Source organism: Krasilnikoviella flava, from assembly GCF_900167525.1.
GTDB classification, from domain to species: domain Bacteria; phylum Actinomycetota; class Actinomycetes; order Actinomycetales; family Cellulomonadaceae; genus Isoptericola; species Isoptericola flavus.
Genome location: NZ_FUZQ01000008.1, coordinates 1 through 14,198 on the forward strand (window position 1 = coordinate 1; position 14,198 = coordinate 14,198).

At 74.9% G+C, this 14,198-nt stretch carries 10 protein-coding genes; 3 read left to right on the plus strand and 7 right to left on the minus strand.

Annotation, left to right across the window (positions count from 1 at the left end; all coding sequences use genetic code 11):
• On the plus strand, window positions 1–609 hold a 609-nt coding region (locus B5Y66_RS19910), incomplete at its 5' end, for a superoxide dismutase (protein WP_079576377.1).
• A gap of 67 nt (window positions 610–676) precedes the next feature.
• Here B5Y66_RS19910 and B5Y66_RS19915 read toward each other — a convergent pair.
• Complete coding sequence (locus tag B5Y66_RS19915; RefSeq protein ID WP_079576378.1) at window positions 677–1,054, minus strand: DUF4440 domain-containing protein; 378 nt, start codon at window positions 1,052–1,054, stop codon at window positions 677–679.
• Between the two features lie 88 nt (window positions 1,055–1,142).
• Entirely contained in the window at window positions 1,143–1,787 is a 645-nt protein-coding gene (locus B5Y66_RS19920; protein WP_079576379.1) for a TetR/AcrR family transcriptional regulator, read from the minus strand.
• 172 nt (window positions 1,788–1,959) lie between these two features.
• Between B5Y66_RS19920 and B5Y66_RS19925 the strand changes: the two genes are divergently transcribed.
• Entirely contained in the window at window positions 1,960–3,069 is a 1,110-nt protein-coding gene (locus B5Y66_RS19925; protein ID WP_079576380.1) for an epoxide hydrolase family protein, read from the plus strand.
• 69 nt (window positions 3,070–3,138) lie between these two features.
• Window positions 3,139–3,849: a FadR/GntR family transcriptional regulator gene (locus B5Y66_RS19930; RefSeq protein WP_079576381.1), complete on the plus strand. Its 711-nt coding sequence runs from the start codon at window positions 3,139–3,141 to the stop codon at window positions 3,847–3,849.
• 82 nt (window positions 3,850–3,931) lie between these two features.
• On the opposite strand, the gene B5Y66_RS19935 is transcribed toward B5Y66_RS19930, so the two are convergent.
• From B5Y66_RS19935 to B5Y66_RS19955, 5 genes are read right to left on the minus strand one after another with little or no spacing between them, the layout of a single operon-like run.
• Window positions 3,932–5,236 carry a glycoside hydrolase family 125 protein gene (locus tag B5Y66_RS19935; protein ID WP_079576382.1) on the minus strand — a complete coding sequence of 435 codons (1,305 nt, stop codon included), beginning with the start codon at window positions 5,234–5,236 and terminating at the stop codon, window positions 3,932–3,934.
• Window positions 5,237–5,251: 15 nt separating this feature from the next.
• Window positions 5,252–6,136: an ROK family protein gene (locus B5Y66_RS19940; RefSeq protein WP_176168943.1), complete on the minus strand. Its 885-nt coding sequence runs from the start codon at window positions 6,134–6,136 to the stop codon at window positions 5,252–5,254.
• A 35-nt stretch (window positions 6,137–6,171) separates the two neighbouring features.
• Complete coding sequence (locus B5Y66_RS19945) at window positions 6,172–9,375, minus strand: alpha-mannosidase (RefSeq protein ID WP_079576384.1); 3,204 nt, start codon at window positions 9,373–9,375, stop codon at window positions 6,172–6,174.
• On the minus strand, window positions 9,359–11,680 hold the full coding sequence (locus B5Y66_RS19950) for a glycoside hydrolase family 3 N-terminal domain-containing protein (protein WP_079576385.1): 2,322 nt from the start codon (window positions 11,678–11,680) through the stop codon (window positions 9,359–9,361). Before B5Y66_RS19950 ends, B5Y66_RS19945 begins: the two co-directional genes overlap by 17 nt.
• Window positions 11,677–14,196 carry a glycoside hydrolase family 2 protein gene (locus tag B5Y66_RS19955; RefSeq protein WP_079576386.1) on the minus strand — a complete coding sequence of 840 codons (2,520 nt, stop codon included), beginning with the start codon at window positions 14,194–14,196 and terminating at the stop codon, window positions 11,677–11,679. The genes B5Y66_RS19950 and B5Y66_RS19955 overlap by 4 nt, the downstream gene beginning before the upstream one ends.
• Window positions 14,197–14,198: the final 2 nt, after the last annotated feature.

Here is a 14,198-nt window from a genome sequence, read left to right on the forward strand (position 1 = left end):
CCCGACCTGCCGTACGACTACAGCGCCCTGGAGCCGCACATCAGCGGCAAGATCATGGAGCTGCACCACGACAAGCACCACGCCGCCTACGTCACCGGCGCCAACACCGCCCTGGACAAGCTCGCCGAGGCCCGCGAGTCCGGCGACCTCGCCGCGGTGAACCTGCACGAGAAGAACCTCGCGTTCAACCTCGGCGGCCACACCAACCACACCGTCTTCTGGCACAACCTGTCCCCCGAGGGCGGCGGCCAGCCCGAGGGCGAGCTCGCCGAGGCCGTCAAGGACGCCTTCGGCTCCTTCTCGACGTTCCAGGCGCAGTTCACCGCCGTCGCCACCGGCATCCAGGGCTCCGGCTGGGCCGTGCTCGGCTGGGACTCCATCGGCCAGCGCCTCGCCATCTTCCAGCTCTTCGACCAGCAGGCCAACGTGCCCGTCGGCATCACCCCGCTGTTCATGCTGGACATGTGGGAGCACGCCTTCTACCTCGACTACCTCAACGTCAAGGCCGACTACGTCAAGGCCGTGTGGAACATCGCCCACTGGCAGGACGTCGCCGCCCGCCTGCAGCGCGCCCGCACCCAGACCGCCGGGCTCATCATCCCCGCCTGACGCCCGCCCCGCCCCGCCGCGGCCGCCCCGCCCGACGCACGCCGTCGGGCGGGGCGGCCGCGTCGTCTCATGACCCGTGCGTGGCGGTGGTCTGCTGGTACAGCGCCAGGCGGGGCTCGCCGTCGACGACGACGTACGTGCTCGCCATGAGCGCGACGAACGGCGCCTCATCGCCGCGCACGGCCCGCGCGCGGTAGACGAGCGCGGCGGCGCCCTCACCGAGGCCGACGCGGCGCACGTCGTGCAGCTCGTAGGAGTCCCACGGCGGGGCGCCGTCGAGCGAGGCGACGACGGCGTCGCGGTCGAGCACCGAGCCGTCCACGAGCACCATGAGCGCCACGCGCGTCATGAGGTCGCCGTAGTGCGCACCCCCGGTGCTCCGGCACAGCGCGTCCCACCCCTGGCGCTCCAGGTCTAGCAGCCGGTCGAGCGTGAGGTCCACCATCGCGCCAGGCTAGGGACAGGGCCGGGCGGCCCGCACGCCGGGGACACCGGGGGTCACGCCGTCGTCGCCGTGGCCATGAACGCGCCGCTCATCCCTTCGGGATCCATCGAGCGCCGAGCTCCGCCGGCTCCGGCGGTGTCCCGTCGAGAGGGCCGTCCTCGGCCGCGCGGGCCCGCAGCCCGCCGAGCTGCACGTCCAGGCAGCGCCGGCGCAGGCCGGCCGTCCGCTCGGGGTCGCCGAGCCGGATCGCAGCCAGCTGCTCGTAGATCAGCGGCAGGTCGGTCTCGGCGAGGTCCGCCCGCACGCTGCCGGCCTCCTGGGCGCGGTGCAGGATCCGGGCGGCGAGCCCCCCGGCTTCCCGCGCGAGCGCGTCATGCTCGGGGGACGGGGGAAACAGACCGGCGAGCCGCACCGTCAGGGAGTGCACGTCGGCGTCGACGATGCCGCGCAGGAACGCCTCGAAGGAGTCCCACGGGTCGTCCGTCTCCAGCGCCCGGCGCGCGACCGCCACGAAGCGCTCGAGGCCGTCGAGGCAGAGGGTGGCGAGCAGCGCCTCCTTGCTCGGATACCGGCGGTACAGGGCGCTGATGCCGACGCCGGCCGCCTGGGCGACCGTCGCCACCGGCGCGTCGGGCCGGGCGACGAACACGTCGCGGGCGGCGGCGAGGATCACGCCGTCGTTGCGGGCCGCCTGTGCGCGGCGGCCGCTCAGCGGAGGAACGGGGTCGGGCATCACGGCCTCCTCGTGTTACGTCCTTCGTCGCTCGGTCCCGTCGCTCGCCGCACGCAGCGGACGCGCCCCGGACCACGGGCACGACGATACCTCTTGTACGGAACGGATCATTCCGCTACGCTCATTTTCAACGGAACGGTTCGTTCCGTTCCCCGATGTCGAGGAGAATGCGATGCTCGAGCAGCTCACCCCCGCCCGGATCGACGTCCCGCAGGCCGACCTGGACGACCTCCGCGAGCGCCTCGCGCGCACCCGCTTCACCGACGAGATCGACACCGAGGGCGCGTACGGCACCCCGGTCGGCTCCGTCCGCGAGCTCGTCCGGTACTGGCTGGAGGACTTCGACTGGCGCGCGCTCGAGTCCCGTCTCAACGCGATCCCCCAGATCGAGACCACTATCGACGGCCAGCGGGTCCACGCCTTCCACGCTCGCTCGGGCCGACCGGACGCCGTCGGGCTCGTCCTCACGCACGGGTGGCCGGGCACAGCGCTGGAGTACCTCGACCTCCTGGAGCCCCTCAACGCGGCCGGGTACGACGTCGTGATCCCGTCGATCCCCGGCATCGGCTTCTCGGGTCGCACCACCGAGCCCGGCTGGGACGACGCGCGCGTCGCACGGGCGTGGGTCGAGCTCATGCGACGGCTGGGCTACGAGCGCTACGGCACCGTCGGCAACGACGCCGGGGCGATGATCTCCCCCGAGGTCGGCAGGCTCGACCCGGAGCACGTCGTGGGCGTGCACGTGGCGCAGGTCTTCTCCTTCCCCTCCGGCGCCCCCGGCGAGATGCACGACCTCACCGACGAGGAGCAGGCGGCGCTGGCGCACCTGGGCTGGTTCTGGGAGAACCTGGGCGCGTTCAACACCCTGCAGTCGCAGCAGCCGCAGACGCTCGCCCACGCGCTCGCGGACTCCCCGTCCGGGCTGCTGGGGTGGCATGCCCAGCTGATGGGCGACCTGGCCACGACCGACCCCGAGTTCGTGGTGGCGAACGCCGCGGTGTACTGGCTCACCGGGACGCAGGGCTCCGCCTTGCGGAGGTACCGCGAGAACACGCTCGCCCAGAAGCGCGCGCAGGAGTCCGGCGCCCGGCCGGCGCCGACGACGGTCCCGCTGGCCCTGGCGCAGGCGAAGGGCGACTTCGCGTCGATCCGCCGGTTCGCCGAGCGCGACCACGCCGACATCCGCGCCTGGACGATCTACGAGCGCGGGGGCCACTTCGCCGCCCACCTCGAGCCGGCGCAGACCGCGGCCGACGTCACCGCGTTCTTCGACGGCCTCTGACGACGGCGCGCAGGGATTCATCGGAGGAATCGGTGCGCCGGGGATGCGAACTGGGCAATAATCCACGGCATGTCCCGCACCGATGAGGTCGTCGACGGCGTCCGCCGCATGATCACCGGCGGGGAGCTCGGCCCCGGCGACCGGCTCCCCGTGGAGAAGGACCTCGCCGAGCGGCTCGGGGTGTCCCGCGGGTCGCTGCGCGAGGGGGTGCGCGCCCTCACCGTGCTCGGCGTGCTCGACACCCGGCAGGGCGACGGCACGTACGTGACCAGCCTCGACCCCGCGCGGCTGATGTCCTCGCTGCAGTTCGTCGTGGACCTGCACGGCGACACCAGCGCCCGCCCGTTCCACGCCGTGCGCCGGGTGCTGGAGACCGAGGCCGCCGGGCTCGCCGCCCACCGCATCACGCCCGAGGCGCTCGAGCAGGCCCGGACCGTCCTCGACCAGGCGGCACGCACCCTCGCGCAGCAGCCGGTGGACCACCCCGCCTTCATCGAGGCGGACACCGAGTTCCACCGCATCGTCGCCGACCAGGGCGGCAACCCCGTGATCACCGCGCTCGTCGAGGCCATCGCCGGCCGCACCGCGCGCGAGCGCCTCTGGCGCGGGCTGCACGAGGAGGGCGCCGAGGCGCGCACCCAGAGGGACCACGAGGCCGTCTGGCGGGCGCTGGCCGCCGGCGACGCCGAGGCGGCGCGCGTGCGTATGGCCGCGCACCTCCTCGACGTCGAGGAGACGCTGCCTCTCGTCCCGGCCGACGCACCCGACGCCGCGGAATGACCGCGCCGCACTGAGCCCCGATCCACGGGCGCGATGCCAGACCGCGCCGATGACGCACCACCGGCCGTCGGTGCATCGAGGCTCAGGGCGAGGCGTCGTCGACCACGGCGAGCGCGAGCTCACAGAACATCGAGTCGGCCCAGGAGAACCAGGGTCGTGAGTACCGCGTCGGGTCGGAGGGATCGAAGCTCTCGTGGACCTGCCCAGTGCCGCCGTCCGCCCGCGCGATCAGCTCGAGCACGCGTCTGCGGTCGTCTGGCGTGCCGGTCAGCCCTTCGACGGCGAGGGCGATCGGCCAGACGAAGCCTGGTGCCGTGTGCGGGCTGCCGATGCCGCTCACGAGAGTCCCGGTGAAGAAGTACGGGTTGGCAGGGCTGAGCACGAACCGGCGCGTCGCCTGCCAGACCTCCGCGTCGATCACGTCCGGTGCGACGAGCGGGAGCGACAGGAGCGACGGGGTGTTGGCGTCGTCCATGCACAGGACACCGCCGAGACCGTCGACCTCGTAGGCATAGATCTGTGCTTCGTCGCCCGGAGCGGTCACGACCCCGTGGGTAGCGACGCCGTCGACCAGCTCGCGGGAGAGCGTGCGCGCGTCGTGCGCCAGCACGACGTCGCCGTAGACCTCGCCCGCGATCTCGGCCAGGTCGAGGAGCGCCTGCGCGGCGAACAGGTTGGCCGGCACGTTGTAGCCATACGTGCATGCGTCGTCGGACGGGCGGAACGCGCTCCATGTCATCCCGGTGGCTCCCACGGGCGTGCCTCGGCCGCCACGGGCGAGCGTCTCGGTGGGAATCGTGGTGTCGCGGGCGAAGCGGTAGGTCGAGCTGTCGTGCCGTTGCTCGGTGCGCAGCTGGTCGACGACCACCCGGAGGACCCGGTGCGCGCGCTCGTCGAAGAGGCTCGCCGCCTGGCCCGGGTCGGTACGCCAGAGTCGGTGCGCGAGCGTCACCGGGTACGCCAGGCTGTCGACCTCGTACTTCTGTTCCCACACGTGAGGGTCGGCGCAGATGTCGTCGAGGTCGTATCTCGCCCCGGTGGGGCCGTCGTTGAACGCGTTGGCGTACGAGTCGTGGTCCAGGCACGCGAACTGGCGCCGCACGACACCGGCCACGAGCGTGGCCAACGGTGGACAGTCGGCCAGGAATCGCAGGTAGGGCGTGAGCTGGACGGTCGAGTCCCGCAGCCACATCGCGGGGATGTCGCCGGTGATGACGAACGTGCTGCCGTCCGCTCCCACGGTCATGGTGTCGGTGAGGGTGCGCCGCAGCGCGTCGTCGACCATCGTGCCGATGCGCTCGCCGGCGACCCTTCGCACGCGGTCGGCCGCCGTTCGCAGCGTCGCGTCGATCGCCGGGTCGAGTCGAGGAGTCATCTGCTGAGCCATGGTGCGTCTTCCTGGTCAGAGTGCGGCGAGGACGCCCGTCGGCGGGCCGGCCACGAGATCACGGGCCGCCAGCCCGGCTCCGAGCAGACCGGCATGGTCGCCCTGGGCGGCCATCGTGATCTCAGCCCCTCGGACCCACCGCCTCGTAGAGGCCTGAGACCGGTAGACGTCGGCGACGAGGCCGCCTCGGGCGAACACGCCGCCCCCGAGCACGATGCGGTGCGGTGCGAGGACCGCGCACATGCCGTTGAGCCCGTCGGCGAAGGCCTCGGCGGCCTCCATCAAGGCACCGACGGCTCCCGGGTCTCCGGAGTCGGCGGCGGCGACGAGGCGGTCGACCGTGCGGTCCGGACCCGGCAGCACCCGCTCGGCTGCGCGGCGCAGCGACTCCCCGGACGCGAGGCCCTCCCAGCAGCCGGCGGCGCCACAACCACAGGGCAGGCCGCCGCGGTCGACCACCACGTGGCCGATCTCGCCGGCGAAGCCGCGCCCTCGGACGAGCTTGCCGTCCAGGACGACCGCGCCACCGATCCCGGTGCCGACCGTGACGACGAGGACGAGGCCTTGCGCCGAGCCCCCTCGGACCTCGGCAAGAGCCGCGGCCTGTGCGTCGTTGACGACCTCGGAGGGCAGCCCCGTGGACTCGACGAGAGCCGTACGCAGGTCGATGTCCCCGAGCCCCAGGTTCGCGCTGAGCAGGAGGCGACCGTCGTCGACGACACCGGCGACGGCGACGCCGACGGCGACGGCGTCCTGCCCGAGGTCTCGCGCCAGCTCGAGCACCGCGGCGTGCCGAGCCTCGGGGCCGTGGGGCAACGGTCGGCGCACGACGTCCCGCAGGGAACCGTCGGGCCCGACCAACCCTCCGCGGAGCATCGTTCCCCCCACGTCGATACCCACCGTGGTACCTGGAACGCCCTGTCGCGACCTCGTCATCATGATTCCCTTCGTGGGGTTGTGCGCGGGACCTCGACGTGCTGCGCCGGCTCGACTCGTGTACCAGGGACGTGCCGGAGGGTGACGATCCCGAAGGGCCGCACGACCAGCGCGGCACCGCATGCGTCGTCCTCCGTCCATCCCTCGAAGCTGCGGGCGCCGTCGGTCTCGTCCCCGAGCGGCTCCTCGAGCAGGTCGACGCGCGCGACCGTCCCGGGCCCGTCGAACGCGACCCCGACGCTCGCCTGCGCGCCGTGCGGCTCGTACAGCCGGACGACCAGATCCCCGCTCCCGTCGTGCGCGAGCTTGACCGACTCCACGAGCAGGCCCGGCCCGTCGACCCGCACCAAGGGCTCGACGGCTGCGCGGCCGGACGACACCTGGCGCGGCGGGAGCGACAGGGCGTAGCCGTCCCGCACGGCGTCGACGACGGCGGCCCCCGGGCGTACGCGGTGGACGAACGTGTGCCGGCCGAGGTCGGCCCCCGGGTCGGGGTACCGCGGCCCCCGCAGCAGGTGCAGGTTGACGGTCGTGGTGGTCCCCCCGTCGGGGCGGACCTCGCTCGCCGCGTCGTATCCCTGGGTCGTGCGGTTGGCGATGCCGACGCCGAAGCCGGCGTCCCCCACGTGGACCCAGCGGTGGGCGACGTCGACGAACCGCGCCGACTGCCAGCTCGTGTTGCGGTGCGTGGGGCGGCGGACGTGGCCGAACTGCGTCTCGGCCGCCACCTCGTGCGCGCGCACGTCGAGCGGCCACGACAGCACGAGGAGCTCCTCGCGCTCGTTCCAGTCCACGGCCGTCGTGACCTCGAGCGCGCCGTCCACCAGCTCGAGCCGCTGCGCCAGGGTGCTGCCACCGGGCCCGAGCACGCGCTCGACGACGATCGTGCCGTCCTCGACCCCGACGCGGGCCTCGGGGACGTCCCGGGACACGCGGTGCGCGTGCGCGTCGATGTCCCACGCGTCCCAGCGGTTGGGCAGATCGCGGAACAGGCGCGCGACGTTGGCCGGCCCCGCCCCGGCGACCGCGTCGCGCCCGGTCGCGCGGTCGACGAGGGAGACCACGTGGCCGGAGCCGTCGACGACGACGCGCAGCGCGTCGTCCTGGAGGATCCACGTCGCGCCGTCCGCCTGCGCAGGCGGAGACCCCGCCACGCGACGCGGGCCCACGGACAGCGGCTGGATGCCGTCGAGGACGACGGGGCTCGGGTTCGCCCACAGCTCGTCCCGGCCCGCTGCCGGAGCGCCCTGCGCCCCTGCGCCGGCGAGAACGTCCAGCGCGTCCGCGACCAGCTCGGCGCACCGCCGCTGGACCCACTCGTGGTCGCGCGCGGAGTCCTGGTACACCCAGGCGATGGACGAGCCCGGCAGGACGTCGTGGAACTGGTGCACCAGCACGGTGCGCCACAGGCCGCGCAGCTCGTCGAGCGGGTAGGCGGCCCCGGTGCGCCGCGTCGCCGTCGCGCACCACAGCTCGGCCTCGCGCAGCGCCGACTCGCTCCGCCGGTTGTCCGCCTTGAGCCGCTGCTGCGACGTCGACACGCCGCGGTGCAGCTCGAGCGGCATCTCGCCGACCCACACGGGCGAGGCCTCGCCCCGCTCCTGCGCGGCGGCGGCGAGCGCCTCCGACCGGGCGAAGAAGTCGTCGGGCGTGCCCCAGGCGACGCGGGCCGAACCGGCGAGGTCGCGCACGCGCCGCGCCGTCTCGGCGTGCTCGCGCGTCGGGCCGCCCCCGCCGTCGCCCCACCCGCTCGGTGCGAGCGAGAGCTCGGCGGACACCGTGTCGGAGTCCGCGACGTTCGCCTCCGCGTGCGCGAGCTGGCGCGGGGTGAGGTCGCTGTTGTAGTTGTCGACCGGCGGGAAGTGCGCGAGCACGCGCGAGCCGTCGATCCCCTCCCAGGTGAACGTGTGGTGCGGCATCCGGTTGGTGTCGTTCCACGACATCTTCTGCGACAGGAAGCGGCGCATGCCCGCGGCACGGAAGATCTGCGGCAGGGCGGCGGAGTAGCCGAACGAGTCGGGCAGCCACACCTCGCGGCAGCGCACCCCGAGCTCGTCGGAGAACCAGGTGGTCCCCTCCAGGAGCTGGCGGACCATGGACTCCCCCGACAGCAGCATGGTGTCGGACTCGACCCACATCCCGCCGACCGGGACGAACCGGCCCGCGTCGACGGCCGACCGGATCCGCTCGAACAGCTCCGGCTCGCTCTCCTGCACCCACGCGAGGTGCTGCGCGGAGGAGGTCACGAACGTCGTCTCGGGGTACTCCTCCAGCAGGGCGAGGGCGTTGGAGTACGTCCGCACGACCTTGCGGCGCGTCTCCCGGAAGGGCCACAGCCACGCGGAGTCGATGTGCGCGTGGCCGACGGCCACGACCTCGTGCCCGCCGTCCCCGTTGCCCTCCGCCAGCACCCCGGCGAGCTCCGCGCGCGCCGCGGGGGCCGACGCGCGGAGCGCCTCGGGCGTGGCGACCTGCACGACGTCGAGCATGCGCGCCAGCGCCCGCAGGACCCGGCCGCGACGCAGCCCGGGACCGGGCAGCACCTCGAGCTGCTCGCGCAGGACGCGCACGTCGCGCCACAGCCCCCACGTGGCGTCGTCCCGCAGCCGCAGGCCGATCTCGCCCCACGCGTACTGGGGGACGGCGGGCAGGGTCGCGGGGTCGCCGAGCGGCGTCGGCGCGAAGGTGAAGTCCGGGTCCATGACCGGGTTGGCCGCGGCCTCCACCCACACGTCCACGGGCAGGGCGGCTGCCCCGGCGGACCACGCCTCCACTCCGGTGCGGTCGGCGCGCAGGAGGAGCGGGAGGGGCACGCGCCTGTTGTACGGCGAGATGCCCTTGAGCACCCGGCCGTCGTGGGCGCGCGCCGTGCCCTCGGCCTGGAAGCCGGGGGTGTCGCGCGTGAACCCGAGGTCGACCTCCAGGTCGACGCGCGACTCCTCGCCCGCCCACGCGGCGGGCACCTCGCCGCGCAGCCGCAGCCACGTCGTCGACCAGGGCTCGCCCCAGGGCTCGCCCGGGGCCACGGGGTGGAACGCGTCGTCCGGCAGTGCCAGGACCACGTCGGGGCGCACGGGCTCCCCCGGCTGCGACCAGGCCGTCACGGTGATCGGCGCGCGCGCGGCGTCCAGCGCGGGGGTGAGCCGCTCGTCGACGAAGCGCCGGACGCGACCGAGGGTGACGTCGTCAGGCTCGAGCCCCATCGACGGTCACCTCCCCGGCGCCGTCCTGCACGAGGTCGAACGACCACCGCCGCCCGGCGAGGGCCACCTCGACGCGCGCGCGTCGGTCCGCGAGGACCGCGAGCGGCAGGTCGGGGCGGAGGACGTCGTCCGCCGGGACGCGCACGGACACCCGCGACCCGCTCCCCGGGGCGACGCTCACGCGGTGCCACCCCACGACGACGGAGCGTGCCCAGTCCAGGCCGCCGACCCGCCGCGAGCGGACGAGCAGCAGCCCCTCGCCGTCCCAGTCCCCCGTGGCGGCACGCACGTCCGCCTCGACCACCAGATCCTCGCCGCTCACCGTGAGAGCGACCCCCTGGACGTCGAGGCCGCCGTAGCCGATCCCGTCCCCGACGCGTGCCAGCACCGGTTCCGGGACGTCGCGGTAGACGCCGTCGGCGGGCATCCGCTCGTCGTCGCGCACCGGGATCGCGCCCGGGTGCGCGGGCAGCGTCACCGGCAGGTGGCCGACGGGCTGGCGCTCCCCGAGCAGCAGGTCGGCGATCACGCGGCCCCCGCCCGGCCCCGGGTAGAAGGCGAGGAGGAGCGCGTCGGCGTGCGCGACGACGTCCGTGAGCACGTACGGACGTCCGGCGAGGACGACGGCGACGACGGGTCCGCGCGCGGCCGCGCGCACCGCGGCGAGCGTCTCGACCTGCCCGGCGGGCAGGACCGGGGAGGCGATATCGACGCCCTCGCCGCAGTCCGCGGCGGTCTGGCCGGCGTTCGCGCCGTTGTCCGCGAACTCGTCCGTGTAGGCGCGGTGGCTCGACCCGCCCAGCACGACGACGACCCCGTCCGCCGCGGCGACCGCGGTGACGTCCTCGGCGTCCGCGCGCTCGACGACCACGCCGTGCGCGCCGGCCGACGCCGTCAGCGCATCCGCGACCGACGCACGGCGGTCCGGGGCGAGCGGGGCGACGTAGTCGCCGAGCATGGCGTCGACGTCGTCGGCGCGCGGTCCGGTGACCACCCACCGCCCCCCGGGGGCGACGGGCAGCGCCGGACGGTCCGCGCCCGCGGCGGGCCCGTTGCGGAGCAGGACGACGGAGCGGGCGGCGATCTCGAGGGAGAGGTCGCCGGTGGCCGGACGTCCGGAGGGCCGCCCCTCCGGACGTCCGCCGGGGCCCGGTCGCGCGTCGTCGACCGGCCCGAGGAGACCCGACCGCGCCTTGACCGTGAGCACGCGCAGGCACGCCTCGTCGACGGCGCAGGACAGGACGTCGGGCGACTGCGCCACCGCCTCCTCCAGCATCGTGAACGACCGGTCCCACAGAGACAGGTCGACGCCCGCGTGGAGCGCCGTGGCGGCCGCCGCCACCAGGTCCCCGACCTGCTCGGCGATCCGGTCGACGGCGAGCCCGTCGGCCATGACCAGGCCGTCGAAGCCCCACTCCCCCCGGAGGAGGTCGGTCAGGAGCGCACGGTTCGCGACGCACGGGACGCCGTCGACGTCGTTGTACGCGGCCATGAGGCCGAGAGCCCCCGCCGCGACGCCTGCGCGCGCGGCGGGCAGGTGCAGCTCGGCGAGGTCCCGCGGGCCCAGCGCCGCGGAGTGCCCGTTGCGGCCACCGGCGCCGGCGCCCTGCGCGGCGAAGTGCTTGAGGACGACGCCGACACCCGTGCCATCGGCCAGGCGCGAGCGGTCCCGCCCCTGCATCCCCACGACCGCGGCCTCGGTCATCCGCGCCGCCAGCGCGGGGACCTCGCCGTAGCACTCCTCGGAGCGGCCCCAGCGGGGGTCCTGGAGCAGGTCGAGGGTGGACAGCAGCGCGAGGTGCACGCCGTCGGCGCGCAGCGACGAGGCGACCGACGCGCACGCCTGCCGGTACAGCTCGGCGTCCCACGTGGCGCCCACCGCCAGGTTCACGGGCAGCAGCTCGGCGCCGAGCGCCTGGTGCCCGTGGGGGGCCTCCTCGACGAGCAGCGGCCCGACGTCCTGCCCGGACGCGGCACGCACCTCGTCGACGACGAGCGCGGCGACCTCGGCCCGCTCCTGGGGCCGGATCCCGTCGGCCCATCCCCGCCCGGACCACGCGTCGGCGCGGAAGAGGCCGTACAGCGCGCCCAGCCCGCCCCACCGGTCGACCTCCGCGCGCAGCAGGTCGGTGGTGCGCCACGCCCCCTGGGCGGTGCGCTCGACGGCCTGCCACCCGAGCAGCCGCTGGTTGAGCTGGCCGACCCGCTCGCGCAGGGACATGCCCGCCATCACCTCGGCGGCGCGCCGCCGTGCCGGGTCGGTCCCGCCGCCGTGCACGCGGGGTGCGGGGGCGTCGTGCGTCATCGGTGCCACAGGTCGTTCCTCGTCCTCAGTACGGGGCGTGCGCCGAACGCCGCTGGGTCGGCGGCCTCGGCTCCGGTCACGTCGAGCTCGACGGTCTCGCCGGGGAGCAGGAGCGTCAGCAGGTCGTCGACCCGCGCCGCCGGGTCGAGCCGGTCGACGAGCAGCGCGACGTCGCAGGTCACGACGTCCGCCGTGATCCGCACGCGCCAGCCCTGCGGGGTCCTCTCGGCCTCGACCGCCGGTGCCGGCCGGGCCCAGCGCACGCCGTCCTCGCGGCACAGCGCGGACCAGGCCCGCAGGCCGTCGCAGTCCGCCACGAGCACCTCGTCGCGGCGCGAGCCGGCGAGCGCGACCTGCGGCGGCAGGTCCCACCGTGCGACCGAGCGGGGCGCGACCTCGACGGTGTGCTCCACCTCCGCCGGCAAGCGGAGCGGGCCGCCCACGACGTGCACGCGCCGCACGACGACGCGCGCCTGCCACACCGCGTCGGTGTCGTTGACGAGGGTCACCCGGGGCGCGCCGTCGTGCGGCTGGATCGCGAGGGTGCGCGGCGCGTACGCCCGGCGCAGCGCGTGCCACCCGGGCTTGGGCCGCCCGCCGTGATCGACCACCGACCACGAGATCCCCGGCCACGCGTCGTTGAGCTGCCACACGAGCATCCCGGCGGTGCGTGGCCACGAGCCGCGCAGGTGGTCGGCGGCGGTGCGCAGGGCGTCGGCCTGGTTGAGCTGGGTCGCCCAGGACCAGTCGTCGACGTCGTCGAGCAGGCGGTCGGGGTCGGGGACGTGCCCGTCGAGCCGGCGCACGAGGTGGCGCATCCCGCCGACCTGCCGCTGGCGGGTCGCGAGGGCGTCGCCCCGGACGTCGACCGGGCGCTCGGTGAGCGCGGCCGAGAGCGTCGCCCACGTGGGCGGGGCCTGGAAGCCGAGCTCGGCGGCGAAGCGCGGGACGTGGTGGCGGTACGTCGTGTGGTCGTACAGGTTCCACTGGTCCCAGAGGTGGCTCGTGCCCTCCCCGTCGACGTTCGGCCCGACGCCGTCGGTCGAGGAGAACGGGCTCGACGGCACGTACGGGGTGCCGGGGGCCTCCTCGGCGACGACGCGCGGCAGGAGCTCGCGGTAGTACCCCTCGCCCCACGTGTTGGACCCGACCTGGTCGGGCCAGCCCCAGTCGCTCCAGCCCTGGAGGTTCTCGTTGGAGCCGTTCCACACGACGACGCTCGGGTGCGCGGCGAGGCGGCGCACCTGCTCCCGCGCCTCCGCCTCGACCTCGGAGCGCAGCGGCTCCTCCTCGGGATAGGCGGCGCAGGCGAACGCGAAGTCCTGCCAGACCAGCATCCCCGCGGCGTCGCAGGCCGCGTAGAACGCGTCGGCCTCGTAGACGCCGCCGCCCCACACGCGCAGCATGTTCATGTTCGCCGCGACCGCCTGGTCCACGCGCTCCGCGTAGCGCCCGGCCGTCGTGCGCGAGACCAGCAGGTCGTCGGGGATCCAGTTCGCGCCGAGCGCGAAGACCTCGCGCCCGTTGATCACGACGACGAACCGGCGCCCGTGCGCGTCCGGCGTCGTGTCGAGGTCGACGCGGCGCAGCCCGACCCGGTGGGTCTGCTCCTGGTCCGTCCCGACGAGCGCGACGGTGACCTCGTGGAGCGTCGGGGGGCCGTACCCGCGCGGCCACCACAGCTCGGCGTCCGGCACGTCGAGGACGATCTCGTCGCGGCCGGCCACCACGTGCCGCGACCGGTGCTCGCCGAACCCGACCTCGACCTCGCCCGTGGCGACGTCGCCGTCCTGCCCGTCGAGCTCGACGGCGACCACGACCCGGCGGCCGGCGAGGTCCGCCGAGACCTCGCCGCGCGCGTGCGAACGCAGCCGCACGCCGCTCCACGCCTCGATCCGGGCGGGGCGCCACAGGCCGGCCGACACCAGCGGGGGCGCCCAGTCCCACCCCACGCTCGACGCCATGACGCGCAGCCGGTTGTACGGGTAGGCCCAGTCGTACGGCAGGGTGCCGTCGTCGGCGTCGAGCATCGCCCGCGCGGCCGAGGAGAGCTCGACGGCGAGCCGGTTCACGCCGGGGCCCACGAGCGCCGACACGTCGACCGCGTACGAGCGGTGCATGTTCGCCGTGGCCACGGCCTCACGGCCGTTGACGCGGACCGTGGCGACGGTCGCGAGGCCGTCGAGGACGAGCTCGGCCCGGCCCGCCGTGAGGGCGTCCGTCAGCTCGACGTCCGCCTCGTACACCCAGTCGCTCTCGCCCACCCAGCGCACCGCCGCGGCGTTGTCGTCGACGTACGGGTCCGCGATGACGCCCGCGGCGAGCAGGTCGTCGTGGACGCACCCCGGGACCGACGCCGGGATCCCGTCTCGCAGGCGCGCGACGACGTCGCCGGAAGGCCCGGCGCCACCGGCGGGGAGGCCTCCCCCCCACCGCACGGTCCAGCCCGGGCCGCCCAGGTCCACCCGGTGGACGGTCCCGGCGGCGGTCGTGCCCTGCGTGTTCCGGTCGTGCACGT